This is a genomic window from Acinetobacter sp. YH12252 (assembly GCF_013417365.1).
GTDB classification, from domain to species: domain Bacteria; phylum Pseudomonadota; class Gammaproteobacteria; order Pseudomonadales; family Moraxellaceae; genus Acinetobacter; species Acinetobacter towneri.
In genome coordinates this window covers 16,872-34,822 of the sequence record NZ_VPEA01000010.1, presented here as the reverse complement: position 1 = coordinate 34,822, position 17,951 = coordinate 16,872, and the positions used below count along the sequence as shown (strand labels likewise).

Genomic DNA, 17,951 nt, shown 5'->3' with positions numbered 1-17,951 from the left:
TCACAATTTGCGATTTTTATCACTTTTCGCAAAGAATTTGACAGAATCTGCAAAATGATTACAAATTGCTATGTACCTATTTTACAAGTTCGGTAAAATGACTGCAATTTATTTAAAAGATTTTAAAAAATTAATAATGGAATCTCGCGTGCGACACTTTCAACTGGCTGTTTTATTGGCATGTGGCATTGCCGCCACTGGCTGTGCTGTGACATCTGGCTTACAAACCTATGACATACCAAATGAAGGGCTCTATACCACCGACTTGGGCACAGCGGTCAATGTGATTAAACTCACCCAAGACTCAATGCTTGCGGTGCAGCCTGCAGTTCACAATATTCAACAAGACTATGCGCATTTATTTCATACACCACAGCGTCAATACACCTTAAGTTCAGGTGATATTCTCTCTATTTATTTATGGGCATATCCTGAAATTACACCACCAACCAATACCATTAGTAGTGAAAAAGCGGTCGAGTCCAATGGTTATCAAATTGACTCACAGGGTTATATTCAGTTTCCGATTATCGGGCGTTATAAAGCTGCAGGTAAATCTTTAGCGCAAGTGAATCGTGAGTTGCGCGGTCAATTGGCACGTTATTTAAAAACCCCAGACGTGATTGTACGAGTCTTGTCTTACCAAGGGCAGCGATACTCTGTACAAGGCAATGTCATGAAAGGCGGGCAATTCTATTTAAATGATCAACCTGTGAGTGTCTATACCGCACTAGGTATGGCAGGCGGGGTCAATGCCCAACAAGGTGACAATGCTTCTATGACTTTAGTGCGTCAGGGGCGTAGCTATCAACTCAATACCGTAGAGTTGGAAAAAGCAGGCTTGTCATTGCACAACTTACTCATCCAGCCAAATGACACCTTGTATGTCAACAACCGTGAAAACCAAAAAATTTATGTCATGGGTGAATCAGGTAAAAATCAATCGCTCCCTATGCGTGATCAAGGCATGAGCTTAAGCGATGTATTAGGTGAAAGCCTAGGCTTAAACCCACTGTCTGCCAGCCGTAGTAAAATTTATGTGGTTCGTAGTCAGCCCAATGCAGCACATACCGAAGTCTATCACATGGATTTAACCAGCATTGCCGACTTTGGTCTGGCAAATCAGTTTAAAATGCGCAGCAATGATATTGTGTATGTCGATGCTTCTGGCTTGGCCCGCTGGCAACGTGTCGTGAATCAGATGATTCCGTTCTCTAGTGTGCTTTATCAACTAGATAATTTGGGTAAATAATGAAAATTAATCACATTTTGGTGGTGTGTATTGGCAATATTTGCCGTAGCCCCATGGCAGAATACTTTTTAAAACAGCAGTACCCTCACTTACAGATTGAATCTGCAGGTATTTTAGGCTTGGAGGGCCATGCAGCCGATGACAAAGCTCGTTTATGTATGCAACGTCACGGCATCGACATGAGTCCACACGTAGCAAAAAAACTCAATGCAGACTTAATTAAAAAAGCTGACCTGATTTTGGTGATGAGCCAAAATCAACAAAAGCATGTGGAACAAACCTGGCCCTTTGCCAAAGGCAAAACCTTTAGATTGGGGCACTGGCAAAGTAAAAACGTGGCCGACCCCTATCAGCACGATCAGGTCGTATTTGATGAAACCTGTGCGTTAATTCAAGCCTGCATTGCCGACTGGAAAAAATATATCTAGTTTCTTGATATTCTAGCTTTTTTTAAAATTCTACTTTTTTGATATTTAAACTATGAGCCAAACCGCCAACACCGAAGATACCATTGATTTAAAGGAATTATTTTTTTCCTTAATCGCACAATGGAAAATGATTACCCTTTGCGTTCTACTCAGTATTGTCTGCGCTTTACTGTATATAAGAACCACACCAGATACCTATACAGTAGATGCTTTGGTACAGGTCGAAGACAGCAAAGGGGCCTCTGCAGCGTTATTGGGTGATCTGTCCAATATGATTGAGCAGAAATCACCTGCACAAGCTGAAATTGAAATTTTAAAATCACGTTTAGTGTTGGGTAACGTGATTGATCATCTAAATTTAAATATTCGCGTTTCGGGTACAGAAGACAGTTTCTGGAATCGTTTAATTGCCAAGCATGAATATGACAGTGAATATTCATCTCAGTCAGTGCTATTTAAAGACAATCAAAAAAGTTTTGATATTCGCCAGTTCGATATCCCGCAATATTTTCAAGATAAAAACTTAATTTTAAAATTTGCACAAGGCAAATACAGCCTGACCGATGAAGAAACCGAACAGGTGATTTTTTCTGCACCTTTAAACCAAGTCAGTCAATTACAGTCTGAATTTGGGGCGTGGAAAGTCGCTATTTTTAGTCAAGACAACTTTGATAGCACTTATAATATTGAAAAACAAAGTTTGCCTGCCGCGATGGAATCTTTAACTGAAAATTATTCAGTGGTAGAAAGAGGCAAGTTAACAGGCGTGTTGGGGCTGAATTACCAAGGACAAGACAAACAACACATTACCCAAGTGCTGAATGTAATTTTAGCGGCGTATAGCCAACAAAATATTGAACGTCGCAGTGCAGAAACAGCACAGACCTTAAAGTTTTTGGAAGATCAACTGCCTGAACTGAAACAACAGTTAGATGTGGCAGAACGTGAATTTAACCGTTTCCGCCAACAATTTAATACAGTCGATGTGACCAAAGAATCTGAGTTATATTTAACCCAAAGTATTACTTTGGAAACCCAAAAAGCGCAGTTAGAGCAACAAGTGGCTGAAGCTGCGGCTAAGTACACCAACGAACACCCTGTGATGCAGCAAATGAATGCTCAATTGGGTGCGATTAACAAACGCATTTCAGAGTTAGATGGCACGCTCAAACGCTTGCCAGAATTACAACGCCAATATTTACAACTGTTCCGTGAAGTAGAAGTCAAACAACAGCTGTATACAGGCTTGCTTAACTCTTACCAACAACTGCGGATTGCTAAAGCAGGTGAAATTGGCAATGTGCGTATTGTCGATACTGCGGTAGAACCGATTGAGCCAATTAAACCAAAGAAATTACTAATTCTGATTTTGTCCGTTTTCTTGGGTGGTTTTCTGGGTACATTGTTGGCCTTACTGCGTAATATGTTGCGCTCAGGTATTAAAGACTCTAATCAAATTGAAAATGAACTGGATTTACCTGTTTATGCCACTGTGCCACGCTCACCAGTACAAGAAAGTCGTATTAAAATTCTGAAAAAGAAAAAGAATATTCCTATTCTTGCGGTTAAAAATAGTGATGATATTGCCATTGAAAGCCTGCGCAGCATGCGTACTGCTATTCACTTTGCTTTAAGCAGTGCCAAAAATAATATCATCATGATTTCTGGTCCTGCACCAGAGTTGGGTAAATCTTTTATTTCAACCAACCTAGCCACAATTTTGGCGCAAAGTGATAAACGTGTATTACTGATTGACGCCGATTTACGTCGTGGTTATATGCATAAATACTTTAATTACGACCCTAAGCCAGGCTTAACCGAATACCTGAATGGTCAGCAAGAGTTAGGCAGTATTGTGCGTAGTACGGAAGTTGAAAATTTAAGCATCATGAGCCGTGGTAAAAGCCCTGCCAATCCGTCAGAGTTGTTAAGTACGCAAAAATTTGCAGAGATGCTCACGCACTTGTCGGGCCAGTTTGACCATATTCTGATTGATACCCCGCCAGTTCTTGCGGTTACCGATGGGATTATTATTTCACAATATGCGGGTGTGAATTTGGTAGTGGCACGTTATGCCAAGACGCAAATGAAAGAGCTGGAACTGACTGTCAACCGCTTTGAACAAGCTGGCGTGAAAGTCAACGGCTTTATTTTGAATGATATTCAACGTGAAGCAGGCGGCTATGGTTATGGCTATGGTTATAACTATGCTTATGCCTATAAAGCCAATAAGAATGATGATTAATTTGAAGTGATTGGTGGGCTGAAATCAGCCCGCCACCGCAATACTCACCTATTTTTAAAGAATTTTCTTTTGAAATTTACAACAATACTCAACAATTCACATTGCAAAAATCCACTCAAAAACCTATCTTGTTTACAGCTTATAAACGCTGAGAATATATAAGCATGTTTGCACCCAAAGCGCTGCTGGCGACACTGGCATTAAGCTCATCCTTAACCTTTGCCCAAGGCATTGTCTTAAATGACCAAAACTTACGTACCGATTTAAACTGGCTAAATCAGCAAGGTGTGATTCAAATTAGTACGTCAACTTGGCCTATGAGTGGTCATGAAATTCAACGTGCACTTTCTCAAGCAAAAGTCAGCAACAACAATCAACAAAAAGTCATCGATGCAGTGGTGGCACATTTAAATGCCAATAACCAACTGCTCAAAGCCTCGCTTTTTGCAGAAACAGATCAAAAAAATATTCCACAAGCCTTTGGCGACCAACAAAAAGCGCAATATCAAGCAGGTTTGGAACTCAATGCAGGCAATCAATACTGGGATGCTAAAATTCGGGTCAATGCAGAAAAAGACCCACAAATTGATAACGATCAAGATGTCAATATTGAAGGCTCCTATATTGCAGCCAAGCTTTGGAATCAATGGCTCATTGCTGGGCAAATTCCAACCTACTGGGGGCCTGCACATGACGGCAGTTTAATTCGTGGCGATGCTAGCCGCCCAGTTTACGGCGTAACTATGCAACGTGCCGAACAACAAGCTTTCAGCAACAAATGGTTGTCATGGATTGGTCCATGGCAATATCAGGCCTTTGCAGGTCAGTTGCATGATTATGATGCTGTACCCGATGCCAAATTGATTGGTTTACGTGTCACTGCACAACCGCTGCCTTATTTGGAATTGGGTGCTTCACGTGCCTTTCAATGGGGGGGGGGAAGATCGTCCAGAAAGTTTTGACTCATTCTGGGATGCGGTGATTGGTAAAGATAATGTGTATGGAGATACTCCTAACCCATCTAACCAGGTGGCAGGCTTTGATGCACGCTTAAACCTACAGCCATTGCTACAAGTGCCAATGGGTGTTTATGCACAATATGCTGGTGAAGAGGAAGCAGGCGGCTTACCTTCAAAAAAAATGTATTTGGCTGGGGTAGACTATTCATCAAGCTATCAGAATATGCCGTTCCACCTCTATACCGAATGGGCTGACACCCGTACCAACGGTAAAGCACAAGGTATCACTTATAATCACAGCACCTATACTCACGGTTTCTACCAACATGGCTATCCTTTAGCGCATGCTATGGGTGGTGATGGACAAATGATTTCAGTCGGTGGTGATATCCGTCTAGACCGCCTAAACCGAGTCAATGCACGTATGCTGTTTGCCAAATTTGATCAGGCGGCTAATCGACGTGCGAGAGGTGAAACCAACCAAGCGTTCCCAGAAAAAGATCAGTTAAAAGCTTTGGATTTGACTTGGACACACTATTTACGTCCAGATATTCCACTTAAACTGAATGGCTGGATTAGCGATTCAGATGCCCATGGCAATGATGGTGGTGCATCGATTGGCATTGAATTTTCTTTAGAAAAAGGGCTGTTTTCTTATTAAGTCTACCCGCTAGACCGAAATACTTCGTGGATGAAATCGACACCGATTTCATCCATTTTTCTAAGATTAAAAATTCAGCGCAACTCAATTATTTAACGCAAAATTTCAGGCAATGCCTTATAACTACCACTTTTGCTTAATTCAATTTTCATTTTTTGCAACATTTGATACGGTTGCTGCTGCACAAACATATTCACAAAACTTAAAGGAATCGAGCCTTCAGGGTTGGCATAGCCATAGGTACTGACTTTGACTTTGTGATTACCCAGTTTCTGAAAGGTCCAGTCGCCTTCGTAATCCTGAATACGCACATAATCTGGGTTCAAGGGATAGCCCCCCTCAATGGCTTTATTTTGAATACTAACCATACCTTGTGCATCTTTACTCATTTTGCCTTTGACCACTAAATCACGATCTTTTAGCGGAAAAGGAAAATCCAACACCATATACAGCAAGAACTCACCTTTTTGGTCATCTCGTGATAAGACTTTGACACTGCCCACATAAGGCACCCATTTCACGGCATGATCGACATCTAAAATTAAGGCAGCAGCTTTTTCTAAAGGTACATTGAAGGTGGTTTCGGCCTTATACAAAAACACAGGGCTAGACTGCTGTTGAAAGGTCCAGACTTTAATATTGTTTTTATGTATGCTCAGTTTGGCATGTTCAATATTTTGTGCAGAGGCCGCACAAATACAGGTGCTTAACCCAAGCATCAACAGAGATTTTTTCATTTTATTTTGCATCTTATTTTAGTTTTATGTGGGGTCTGATGCGTCATCATCCATGACATCAGACCCTAGTTTTAGCGGCAGATTGAAAATTGTTCAAGTCATTTTTATCTATTTCGGATTCCTGCGCAATTTTTAAACCTGAATATCGTTAAATCCAAGAACATCTTTCATATCGTATTTACGCGCTTCGCGTCCCACCACCCACGCTGCAGCACGCACAGCACCTGCAGCAAAGTTCATGCGGTTGGTGGCTTTGTGGGTAATTTCCACACGCTCGCCATCGGCAATAAACATCGCAGTATGTTCACCCACAATGTCGCCACCACGAATGGTTTGGAAACCAATACTTTTACGTTCACGTGGCCCTGTGTGTCCTTCGCGGCAGTAAACAGCATCATGTTTTAAATCACGACCTAAGGTTGCTGCAATGGCCTCGCCCATCATCAATGCCGTGCCTGATGGTGCATCGACTTTATGACGATGATGCGCTTCAATCACTTCAATATCTACACTATCACCAAAGACTTTGGCTGCCAACTCCAGCAGTTTAATAGATACGTTTACCCCAACTGAATAGTTGGCGGCATACACCACTGGGGTCTGTTGAGCCGATTCTTCTAAGAGTGCTTTTTGTTCATCATTCATGCCTGTGGTGCCAATCACAATCGCCACGCCTGCTTCACGACAAAGCTTTAAGTGCTGTGCTGTGGCGGCTGGTGCGGTAAAGTCGATCACGACATCGCAGTCAGCTAATACTTGCTCTAGGCTACCCACCACTTTCACGCCCAGTGTACCTACACCTGCCAACTCTCCTGCATCTGCACCCAATAAACTGCTTTCTGGACGCTCTACTGCGGCAGCCAATTGGTAGCCTGCTTCTTGAACAGCTTGAATTAAGATGCGTCCCATGCGGCCGCCTGCGCCTAATACACCAATGCGTGGAGTTGCTGACATAGCATATTCCTAAAATAGATTCTAAATTGTGCTTACTATATCAAAACTAGCTGCCTAGACTAAGTTTGTCAGCCAAGTTTCTGGGTTTATTTTTATTCGCAGATTCAAAAGCAAGCCGAGCTGTACTGCTGATGGTCACTTTACACACCTCAGGCAAACTTTTAACGAAGCGATGCTAAAAATTTATCTGAAAATGCTCATTTTTTGTTTTTATTTCACAAATTTGCAAACTTGTATGCGCAGACTAGCCTGCACGAATGATAACAACTGCACAAATTAAAGGGGATTTACATGCATTCGAAGAACATGGTATTGGCATTATTGTTAGGCATCAGCACAGCATCCGTATTTGCAGAGCCTGCACTTCAAGAAGGTGATACGCTTGAAAGCCTGTCTAAAGTCCGTATTAGCGTGACGCTACAAGAACCTCTTGCTGTTGAAGTCGATGCACCTGAACTAGAAGAAACAGCAGCAGAACATGAGGTTGTTGCAAGCGCTCAACCACAAACTACCGTTGAAACAGCAACGACTGAAATGGTTGATGTTTTAGAGATAGATATACCTGAAGTCGAATAAGCGTGCAGCAGATACAACAAAGGCGATCCTTAAGATCGCCTTTGTTTTTTGAGTTTAGATCAGGTTGTGCTTCGACACACCTAATCTAAGTTTCCTTAATCAAACAAACGATCAAAGAAAGACTTCTTCTTTGGTGATGACTGACTGCCCTCACCTTCCATCGTCGTCTGTAACTCTTTTAACAATTCACGCTGACGTGCAGTTAAATTCACAGGTGTTTCCACCACAATACGGCAGAGCAAATCGCCCTGCATACTGCTACGCACAGGTTTTACCCCTTTACCACGCAAACGGAATAACTTACCCGTCTGTGTTCCCTCAGGCACTTTCAGGCTCACGCGGCCATCTAGAGTCGGAATTTCAATTTCCTTACCTAAAGCAGCATCGGCAATGCTGACAGGTACATCCATATATAGGTCGGCACCATCACGCTGGAAGATTTCATGCTCGCGCACCACTACTTCTACGTATAAATCTCCCGATTGACCATCACGAATCGCTTCACCTTTACCCGTTAAGCGAACGCGGTCGCCATTGTCCACCCCTGCAGGAATGGTCACTTCAAGAGTTTGTTGACGGTCTGATACCCCCGAACCATGACATTTTTTACATGGATTCTTGATGATTTTGCCCTGACCACGACAGGTACTACAGGTTTGCTGTACCGAGAAGAAACCTTGCTGCATGCGTACTTGACCCGCACCATGACAGGTTGGACAGGTTTCAACATCATTTGGATTTTCTGAGCCTTTACCATCACAAGCTTCACATGGCGCAGGTGCTGTAAAGGTGATGGTTTTCTTAACGCCTTTGACTGCTTCTTCAAGCGTCAATTCCATCACATAGCGTAAGTCTGAACCACGGCGTTGACGTTGCTGGCCACGCCCCCCCCCACCAAAGGCTCCACCGAAAATATCCCCAAACTGGCTGAAAATATCTTCCGCACTGAAACCACCGAAGCCGCCAGCACCACCGCCCATACCACCTTCAAAGGCTTGATGGCCCATACGGTCGTACATGCTGCGTTTTTCGCTGTCTGACAGAACTTCATACGCTTCTGAAGCTTCTTTAAACTTCTCTTCAGCTTCAGGATTGTCCGGGTTACGGTCTGGATGATATTTCATCGCCAACTTACGGTAGGCTTTTTTAATTTCATCATCACTAGCGGTTTTAGAGACGCCCAAAACCTCATAATAATCACGTTTAGCCATGTCTGGCGATGCTCCTCACGGAATTCTATTTAAAACTTAACTGAAGTCTGAAATTGGGGTCAAACTGAGTTTTACAAGGGAAAGCTGTTAAAAATTTTAGCTGAAGTGCTTTAGATGAAGTTCAAGCCATTAGAACACAGCTTTATTTTTCAAAAATTTGGATAGCCCTTTAATCCAAGCATTGATTAAAAATAAGAAGGCAATCACGGCAAAGACCACACCTGCTACGGTGCAGGCTTTGACCCATAAAAAGGCATCCCAAGGAAAGAAGGCCAATGGAATAAACCACAATGCAGCAAACAATGCCAATACACTGTAAATCACCACATTACGCATGATCCATAAAGCCTGTGCCTGTAACCAGACTTCAGTGCTATCGACCACAATCACTTTTCGTGCATACCAATACGCCAATGCACCACTCACCACAGTAAATAAAGCAAAAAACATAAACACGTAAGAGATCGCGACAGACCGGCGAAACTTTACCAAGTTATCTTGCTTCATAATGTGATTTAACCCCATCTGTGCCATGCTTTATTTTTTAATCTGGCGCATGCTGTAACGTATGCAAAGGCTGAAAAATATAAGGTGCTACTATATTGAAATTTTCCAAGTTTCGCACCCGTTATTATGTCACTTTTACAGATTATGTGGATTTTTTTTCACTTTAAACCACTGTGCATATAATGCAGGTAAAAAGAACAGGGTTAATAGGGTCGCGACAATTAATCCGCCCATAATCGCCACAGCCATCGGGCCAAAGAAAATACTGCGAGAAAGTGGAATCATGGCCAATACTGCCGCCAAAGCGGTCAGTACAATTGGACGACAACGGCGCACCGTAGCGTTAATAATCGCGTCCCACTGCGATTCCCCAGCCCGAACATCCTGCTCAATCTGATCAATTAAAATCAAAGAATTGCGCATGATCATGCCCGATAAGGCAATGGTGCCGAGCATCGCCACAAAACCAAAGGGTTTGTTAAACAGCAACAGGAACAATACCACGCCAATAATGCCGAGCGGTGCAGTTAAAAACACGATGAATGCACGGGACATGCTACGCAGCTGAATCATCAACAAAGTCATCACCACGGCAAGGAAAAATGGCATGCCTGCATTGACTGACTTTTGCCCACGTGCCGATTCTTCAACCGTGCCACCCACTTCAATTAAATAGCCACTTGGCAACTTTTCACGCAGGGCCGCCATCGGTTCGGACAGTTCTGCCACCACCGTTGCAGGTTGCAAATTGCTACGAATATCACCACGTACGGTAATGGTCGGCAAGCGGTTACGATGCCAAATTAAGCCTTCTTCAAAACGGTATTCAATTTGTGCAATTTGCGCCAACGGCACCGATGTTCCACGTGAAGTCGGTATAGCCAAACTGCTTAAAGATGCGACATCTAGGCGCTCGGTTTGATCACCACGTAAACGGATTTCAATCAGTTCACGTTTTTCACGATACTGGTTAATAGCCGCGCCACTGATAGAGCTATTAAGGAAGTTAGCTAAATCCAGACTCGACACCCCCATTTGACGGGCACGGTCTTGATCAATCTGCAATTGAATGACTTTGCTCGGCTCACCCCAATCTAAATGCACATTGGTACTGTTTGGATTGGCACTGATGGTGGCTGCGACTTGCTGTGCCCATTGTCGCACTTGTGCCAAGTCTTCTCCTGACACGCGGAATTGCAATGGATAACCCACTGGTGGGCCATTTTCCAATAATGACACGCGAGTACGCACCTCTGGCAATAACAAGCGAATTTGTTCAGATAAATTACGGCGAATTTCATTGCGGTCTTCTAAAGACGATGCCAATACCACAAATTGGGCAAAACTGGCCTGCGGTAATTGCTGATCTAAAGGCAAATAGAAACGCGGCGAACCTGTGCCAACATAGGCTACATAATTGTCGATGCCTTGTTGTTGCGCCAAGAACTTTTCAACTTTTTTAACGGCTGCTTCTGTGGCTGTTAAAGACGCACCTTCTTCAAGTTTTAAATCGACTAAAATTTCTGCCCGATTGGAAGGTGGGAAAAATTGCTGTGGTACCAATTTAAACATCGCAATTGACAGTACAAATATGCCAACTGTGATTGCAATGACGGTTTTTCGATAGCGCACACAAGTATTAACCCATCCACGAAACACTTGATAAAAGCGGGTTTGATATGGGTCGTGTAATTCACCTGCGTGCTGTAGCACAGGCTGCGGTTCAGCTTGTTTGCGTACACGCGCCCAAAGACGTTGATACCACGGCGCTCGCTGTGCATGGCGCTGAAAATCTGGCAATAATTTATCGCCCAGATAGGGTACAAACAGCACGGCAGCAAACCATGACACCACCAAAGCAATGGTCACCACTTGGAAAATTGAACGGGTATATTCCCCTGTACTTGAGGCTGCCGTGGCAATGGGTAAAAAACCTGCTGCGGTAATCAATGTCCCAGTCAGCATAGGGAAAGCAGTCGTTCGCCACGCATGACCTGCGGCTTGCAAGCGGCTATAGCCCTGCTCCATCTTAATTGCCATCATTTCAATGGCGATAATGGCATCATCCACCAACAATCCGAGGGCTAGAATAAGCGCACCGAGTGAAATCTTATGCAGCCCGACATCAAACAAATGCATACCTGCAAAAGTCATCGCCAAGACCAATGGAATGGAAAATGCCACCACCAAACCTGTGCGAAAACCCAGTGAAAAGAAGCTGACCAAGAGCACGATAATCACCGCCTCAGCCAATACTTTCATAAATTCATTGACGCTGTGTTTTACCGCAACAGGTTGATCAGAAACCTTTTGCAGTTGCATGCCCAAAGGCAATGTTTTTTGCAAACGGGCAAATTCTGTTTCCAGATTTTCACCCAAAGCCAGAATATCACCGCCTTTACGCATCGACACCGCAATGCCAATGCCATTTTCGCCCATAAAGCGCATACGCGGTTGAGCAGGTTCGCTAAACCCACGATAGACCTCGGCAACATCGCCCAGTTGAATGGTGGTGCCATTCACCAACAGCGGCATTTGTTTCAACTCATCGACACTGTGCAACGCACCGCTGACACGCACCTGAATACGGTCTGAATGGGTTTCAAAAAAACCTGCGCTTGCCATTCTGTTTTGTTGTTGTAAGGCTTGCTGAATCGCGGTAACAGGAATACCAAGTTGTGCGGCTTTGGTGTTAGATAACTCAATCCAAATTTTTTGATCTTGCAAACCGACCAAATTAACTTTGGCAACATCTTTGACTCGCTGTAATTGTAGCTGCAAACGGTCGGCATATTCTTTGAGGGTGGCGTAGCCATAGTCTGCGCCTGTCAGCACATAAATATTGCCAAAAGTGTCGCCAAATTCATCATTAAAAAATGGGCCTTGTACCCCTTGCGGCAATTCATGACGAATATCATTGACCTTTTTACGCACCTTGTACCAAACATCTGGAATTTGGCTAGAACGCATGGAATCTTTGGCAATAAAAGTCACCATGGACTCGCCCGGACGCGAATAAGCCATGATGCGTTCATAGTCGCCCGTGCTCATCAATTCTTTTTCGATGCGGTCGGTGACTTGTAACGAGACCTCTTTGGCGCTCGCTCCCGGCCAATAGGTTTGAATCACCATCACTTTAAAAGTAAACGGTGGATCTTCACTTTGTGCCAGTTTGGAATAGGAAAAAATCCCGACAATGCCCAACAGCAGCATCAAGTAGACCACTAGACCTTTATTTTTCAGCGCCCATTCGGATAAGTTAAAATTCATATTTTAACGCTCCGTCTGTGTGGCCGCAGAAGCTGCCTGAGCTGTTGGATTGACTGCCTGTACAGCTTGATTGTCACGGTTAATCGGGCGAATTTTTTGTCGATCACGCAGTAAATGCACCCCACCCATCACCACATAATCTTGCGGCTGTAAGCCACTCAGTACAGGCACGCTGTCACGTCCATAAGCGCCCAATGTAACAGGAATTTGGCGCACGGTTGAGTCTGGCTGTAAGACCAAAACAAAAGCTTGTTGCCCTGTTGCCGACACGCTAGATAAAGGCACATATAAACCCTGATTGGCTTGGCGAGTCAGAAATACCCGCGCACTTTGCCCCAATTGAATCTGTGCATTGCCTTCACGTAAAGCCACTTTGACTTTAAAAGTACGCGACTGATCTGCCGCAGGGGAAATTTCTCGAACCGTACCTGCAAAACGGGTATCGGGTTGTGACCATAAACTTACCGTTGCCTCTTGCCCGACTCGAATTTCACCCACCGCTTGTTCAGGCACGCCAATCACGACTTCACGCTCCCCATCAATCGCCAATTGATAAGCGACCTGCCCTGCCGCTAAAACCTGCCCAACTTCAATATTGCGTTCAGTAATCACACCATTTTTTGTGGCACGTAACTGGTTATAGTCGGTTTGATTACTGCTGACTGCATAATTGGACTGTGCCTGTTTCAACTGTGCCATAGCATGTTGATATTGGTTTTTGACTGCATCATATTGCGAGCGACTGACGGCATTCATGGGTAATAATTGCTGAAAACGCTGTAACTCATCGCTAGCAATTTTTGCAGCAGATTGCGCACTTTCCAGTTGCGCACGCGCGGCATTGAGCTGCAATGCGGCATCTTGCACATCCAGTTTTGCTAAGACTTGCCCAACTTTGACCTGATCTCCCACATCGGCAAAACGCTGTGTAACTTGCCCTGCAACCCGAAATGCCAAGGCCGTTTGCTGACGTGCTTGCACCTCGCCTGCATAGCTTTTTTGCTCAAGATGTAAACTGCTGGGCTGGGTCACCATCACCAAAGGGACTTCCTGTTCAACCTCGGTTTTTTGCTTACTGCATCCAATTAGGGTGATACAGCACAGCAGCATCAGGCTGGCAATGAGATTCTGAGTCGTGTTCATCAGGTTTGCTCTTATTTAAACGTTTTTTTTAGGGCAGAATACGGTAGGGTTTGCTGACACTTCGTCTATGTTTGCGACAGCGCATATTTTTAGCTGATATAAGGCATGAGGCAGGAAACTTAGTCATTCTAAGTAACTGACTCATAACGTAATAGCAGTAAAAAATATGCTTGTTCCAAAGGACTGTGGCTAAAACTTTCTCAGATTGCGTTATGAAACTTGGTAATAGTCTCGCTATTCCCTGCGTTTCATGCCTGATCTGCTCAGTTTTAGCCTACAGCGCAAGCCATTTATGAAGTGCGTGCAAACCCCTATATTAAATTGATTATTTTTTAATTAATATACCACCAGGTACATTAATTAAAACTGAAGCGTCATTTTCTAGTTGTACTGAGGCAAATTAGGAGGAGCGTGTGCAGATTCATGTCGGAAGACCCAAAGATTTAGAAAAACGCCAACGTATTTTAATGTCGGCAAAACACTTGTTTTTAAAGTTGGGCTTTCATGGTTCGAGTATGAATCAGATTGCACGTGAAGCAGGCGTGACCAAATTAACGGTGTATAATCACTTTCAAGACAAAGCCACCTTATTTTCCTGTGCCATTGAAGAAACCTGTGAAAGTCTGCTCAAAGCACAGCCTTTGGACTTGACTGCACATCGCAATTTTAAGCAAGCTTTATACCAAGCCTGTGAACTGTCCTTGAACTTGGTCAATATGCCTGAAGCGATTAAATTAGAGCACTTGCTGATGGAACTGGCCTCGGAGCAAAATCCGTTGGCATTGCAGTTTTACAATGCCTCACATGCCAAACTTCGTGCGATGTGGGAAAGCTTCTTTCGTCAAGCAGCAGAACTAAAATTTATTCAGGCAGATGAACCTAAAACACAAACTGAATTGATCGTTTCCTTACTGCATGGTTTACGTCACCACGAAGTTTTACTCGGCGTACGTGCCGTGCCCGATGCTGAACAATCTCAAAAGATTATTGAAGATGCGATTGGTATTTTTATGCTGCGTTATGGTTGAACAGGCTAATAAAGGTTGATCTAAATCGGAGTTTCTTTTACCAAATAGCATTCCACTCCGCCCTGTATTTCTCTCCTAAATACTGCTGCTTGGCACTATAAGCTCAGATGCGCAAAATCCATGCAACTTTTGTAGATAGCCCGCTTGGATTGTAGATAAATCGGGGTATAGTCTTTTTAGAGTAGAAAAACACAAAACATGGAGAACAACGAATGATTCAACAAATTGATGCTCCTCTACGCGATGACGTACGCTTACTTGGGAACTTGCTGGGCGAAACCCTCAAGTTACACGCAGGACAAGATTTGTTTAATCAGGTCGAACAAATTCGAGCATTATCTAAAGGCGCACGTGATGGACAAGCCGAAGCAGAAAAACAGCTCGAACAACTATTTTTAAGCCTCGAAGATGATGAAATCTTACCGCTGACCCGTGCCTTTACCCACTTCCTGAACTTTGCCAACATTGCCGAGCAATATCATGTGGTGCGCAGCCGTCGTCAGAGTGAGTTTGATGAACATGCGGTTTCTCCTAACCCTTTAGACCGCTTATTTGAAAAATTTAAACACCATGAAATTTCTGCAGAAACATTGTTTCAGCAAGTCTGTGAACTAAAAATTGAACTGGTACTGACTGCACACCCAACTGAAGTCAGCCGTCGTACCCTGATTCAAAAATATGACGATATTAATGACTGCCTGTTTAAAATGGATCAGCAAAAACTGACCCCACGTGAACGTCAGGCAGTTTTGGCAGATTTAAAACAGCTCATCAGCTCGGCTTGGCAAACCGATGAAATTCGTCAGCATCGCCCAACCCCAGTCGATGAAGCCAAATGGGGCTTTACCACCATTGAGCAGACCTTATGGAATGCCGTGCCTAAATTCATGCGTGAATTAGACGGTATTGTGCAGGAACATTGTGGGCAAAACTTGCCGCTAACTGTTGCCCCTGTGCGTTTTGCTTCATGGATGGGTGGTGACCGTGATGGCAACCCTAATGTCACTCATAAAGTCACTCAAGAAGTATTGTGGTTGTCGCGCTGGAAAGCTGCAGAATTATATTTACGCGATATTGAAAACTTGCGTTGGGAACTCTCGATTCAGCAATGCAGCCCAGAACTGGCCGATGCCTTAGGACATTTCCATGCAGAGCCGTATCGTGAATATTTACGCGACACTCGCGAACGTCTAAAGGCCACCCGTGATTGGTTGGCTGCCAAATTACAAGGCAAAGATGGCGATGACAGCTTGGTGATTAAAAGCAAAGATGAACTTTTACAGCCTTTATTGCTGTGTTATCGCTCACTCACCGCCTGCCAGCTATCAGAGATTGCCAATGGCAAATTGTTGGATCTGATTCATCGGGTCAACTGTTTTGGCATTGAATTACTGAAACTGGATATTCGTCAGGAGTCTGGACGTCATCGCCAAGCCATTTCTGCCATTACCGAATACTTAGGTTTGGGCAATTTTGAAACTTGGACAGAACAGGCACGTCAAAACTTCTTGCTACAAGAATTACAAAGCAAGCGTCCGTTATTGCCAAAATTCATGCAGGAACCTGCACAAAGTCTGATTCAACACCCAGATGTGCAAGAAGTCTTTGCCACGATGCGTACCTTGGCTGCACAGCCGCAGGAAAGCTTGGGTGCCTATATTATTTCCATGGCGGAATATCCAAGTGATGTGTTGGCAGTGTTACTGCTACAAAAAGAAGCGGGTATTCAGCATCCTTTACGTGTTGTTCCCCTGTTTGAAACCCTGAAAGATTTAGATGGGGCTGCGCAAACCATGAATACCCTGTTTGGGATGCATTGGTATAAACAGCATATTCAGGGCAAACATGAGGTAATGATTGGCTATTCAGACTCAGCCAAAGATGCGGGCTTTATGTCGGCTAACTGGGCACAGTACCGTGCGCAAGAAGAATTAACAGCTGTAGCGCAACAACACGCTGTACAGTTGACCTTATTCCACGGTCGTGGTGGTTCAATCAGCCGTGGTGGCGCACCGACTCAGCAAGCGCTGTTTTCACAACCACCTGGCTCTATTTCAGGTGCAATTCGCGTCACAGAACAAGGCGAAATGATTCGCTTTAAATTCGGGCTTGAAGGCGTTGCTTTACAAAATCTGGAAGTCTATACCGCGGCAACCTTAGAAGCGACCTTAATGCCACCGCCAGTTCCTAAACCTGAGTGGCGCGAGTTGATGCACAACATGACTGAGTTATCAGTACAGGTGTATCGTCAAACTGTGCGTGAAAATCCACATTTTGTGAAGTATTTACGCACCGTAACCCCAGAGCTGGAGTTACAAATGCTGCCTTTAGGTTCACGCCCCGCTAAACGTAAAGTCAGTGGTGGCATTGAATCTTTAAGAGCCATTCCATGGGTATTTGCATGGACACAAATCCGTTTGATGTTACCTGCATGGCTCGGCACAGGTGCGGCCATTAACCAAACCCTAGATCAAGGGCAAAAAGCCATTTTGGATGAAATGCTCAGCGACTGGCCATATTTCCAAACCTTGATTGATATGCTGGAAATGGTGCTGTCTAAAGCCGACAGCAATATCGCATTGTATTATGAGTCACACCTAACTGATGACGAAGACTTAAAACAATTAGGCGAGCAATTGCGTCAACGCCTGCGTGATGCTGTGACCACCCTATTAACCTTAAAAGGTGAATCACAACTGCTCAGCAGCAATGATGTGCTGGATCAATCTATGCGCGTGCGTAAACCGTACTTATTGCCATTGCACTTACTGCAAGCAGAGTTAATGAAACGTCGTCGTTTGTACTTGGCAGAAAAACAGGCAGAACATACCCCTGTTGATCATGCGTTGATGGTCAGTATTGCAGGAATTGCCGCAGGTCTGCGCAATACAGGCTAAAACCAAACCAATCGAGCAGGCAGAGCCACATGCTCTGCTTGCTATTTTGGCTGAAAAAACTGAATTTTTTTGGGCATTTTTAA

Annotated in this window: 12 protein-coding genes and 1 pseudogene; 7 read left to right on the top strand and 6 right to left on the bottom strand. The window is 44.0% G+C overall.

Translation table 11 applies throughout. The features are described from left to right. Positions 1-148 precede the first annotated feature (148 nt). From FTV28_RS10495 to FTV28_RS10480, 4 genes and pseudogenes are all read left to right on the top strand, one after another. Entirely contained in the window at positions 149-1,252 is a 1,104-nt protein-coding gene (locus FTV28_RS10495; protein ID WP_179990383.1) for a polysaccharide biosynthesis/export family protein, read from the top strand. After that, the gene (locus FTV28_RS10490) at positions 1,252-1,680 is read left to right on the top strand and encodes a low molecular weight protein-tyrosine-phosphatase (protein ID WP_179990381.1); all 429 of its coding nucleotides are present in this window, start codon (positions 1,252-1,254) and stop codon (positions 1,678-1,680) included. Before FTV28_RS10495 ends, FTV28_RS10490 begins: the two co-directional genes overlap by 1 nt. Positions 1,681-1,732: 52 nt before the next feature. Continuing rightward, positions 1,733-3,925 (top strand): polysaccharide biosynthesis tyrosine autokinase, encoded by a 2,193-nt coding sequence (locus FTV28_RS10485; protein ID WP_179990379.1) that lies wholly within the window; start codon positions 1,733-1,735, stop codon positions 3,923-3,925. 164 nt (positions 3,926-4,089) lie between these two features. After that, positions 4,090-5,545, top strand: a pseudogene (locus FTV28_RS10480) (capsule assembly Wzi family protein). A gap of 92 nt (positions 5,546-5,637) precedes the next feature. On the opposite strand, the gene FTV28_RS10475 reads toward FTV28_RS10480, so the two are convergent. Together FTV28_RS10475 and dapB are read right to left on the bottom strand one after the other, a co-directional pair. Continuing rightward, positions 5,638-6,264: an START domain-containing protein gene (locus FTV28_RS10475; RefSeq protein ID WP_257221730.1), complete on the bottom strand. Its 627-nt coding sequence runs from the start codon at positions 6,262-6,264 to the stop codon at positions 5,638-5,640. 150 nt (positions 6,265-6,414) lie between these two features. After that, complete coding sequence (dapB, locus tag FTV28_RS10470) at positions 6,415-7,236, bottom strand: 4-hydroxy-tetrahydrodipicolinate reductase (protein WP_070154911.1); 822 nt, start codon at positions 7,234-7,236, stop codon at positions 6,415-6,417. A gap of 291 nt (positions 7,237-7,527) precedes the next feature. Between dapB and FTV28_RS10465 the strand changes: the two genes are divergently transcribed. Further along, the gene (locus FTV28_RS10465; protein WP_168525915.1) at positions 7,528-7,812 is read left to right on the top strand and encodes a hypothetical protein; all 285 of its coding nucleotides are present in this window, start codon (positions 7,528-7,530) and stop codon (positions 7,810-7,812) included. Between the two features lie 95 nt (positions 7,813-7,907). Here the strand turns inward: FTV28_RS10465 and dnaJ are convergent, their stop codons facing one another. The 4 genes from dnaJ to FTV28_RS10445 all read right to left on the bottom strand — a co-directional run bounded on the left by dnaJ (position 7,908) and on the right by FTV28_RS10445 (position 13,943). Beyond that, positions 7,908-9,023 (bottom strand): molecular chaperone DnaJ, encoded by a 1,116-nt coding sequence (gene dnaJ, locus FTV28_RS10460; protein ID WP_179990377.1) that lies wholly within the window; start codon positions 9,021-9,023, stop codon positions 7,908-7,910. Positions 9,024-9,152: 129 nt separating this feature from the next. Further along, positions 9,153-9,530 carry a hypothetical protein gene (locus FTV28_RS10455; RefSeq protein ID WP_026438412.1) on the bottom strand — a complete coding sequence of 126 codons (378 nt, stop codon included), beginning with the start codon at positions 9,528-9,530 and terminating at the stop codon, positions 9,153-9,155. A gap of 135 nt (positions 9,531-9,665) precedes the next feature. Next, positions 9,666-12,800: an efflux RND transporter permease subunit gene (locus FTV28_RS10450; RefSeq protein ID WP_179990375.1), complete on the bottom strand. Its 3,135-nt coding sequence runs from the start codon at positions 12,798-12,800 to the stop codon at positions 9,666-9,668. 3 nt (positions 12,801-12,803) lie between these two features. Next, complete coding sequence (locus FTV28_RS10445) at positions 12,804-13,943, bottom strand: efflux RND transporter periplasmic adaptor subunit (RefSeq protein WP_168525909.1); 1,140 nt, start codon at positions 13,941-13,943, stop codon at positions 12,804-12,806. 413 nt (positions 13,944-14,356) lie between these two features. Here FTV28_RS10445 and FTV28_RS10440 point away from each other — a divergent pair, with 413 nt between their 5' ends. Both FTV28_RS10440 and ppc read left to right on the top strand, forming a co-directional pair. After that, on the top strand, positions 14,357-14,971 hold the full coding sequence (locus FTV28_RS10440; RefSeq protein ID WP_179990373.1) for a TetR/AcrR family transcriptional regulator: 615 nt from the start codon (positions 14,357-14,359) through the stop codon (positions 14,969-14,971). Positions 14,972-15,183: 212 nt separating this feature from the next. Continuing rightward, positions 15,184-17,868, top strand: coding sequence for a phosphoenolpyruvate carboxylase (ppc, locus tag FTV28_RS10435; protein WP_179990371.1), 2,685 nt, complete (start codon positions 15,184-15,186; stop codon positions 17,866-17,868). The last annotated feature ends 83 nt before the right edge of the window (positions 17,869-17,951 follow it).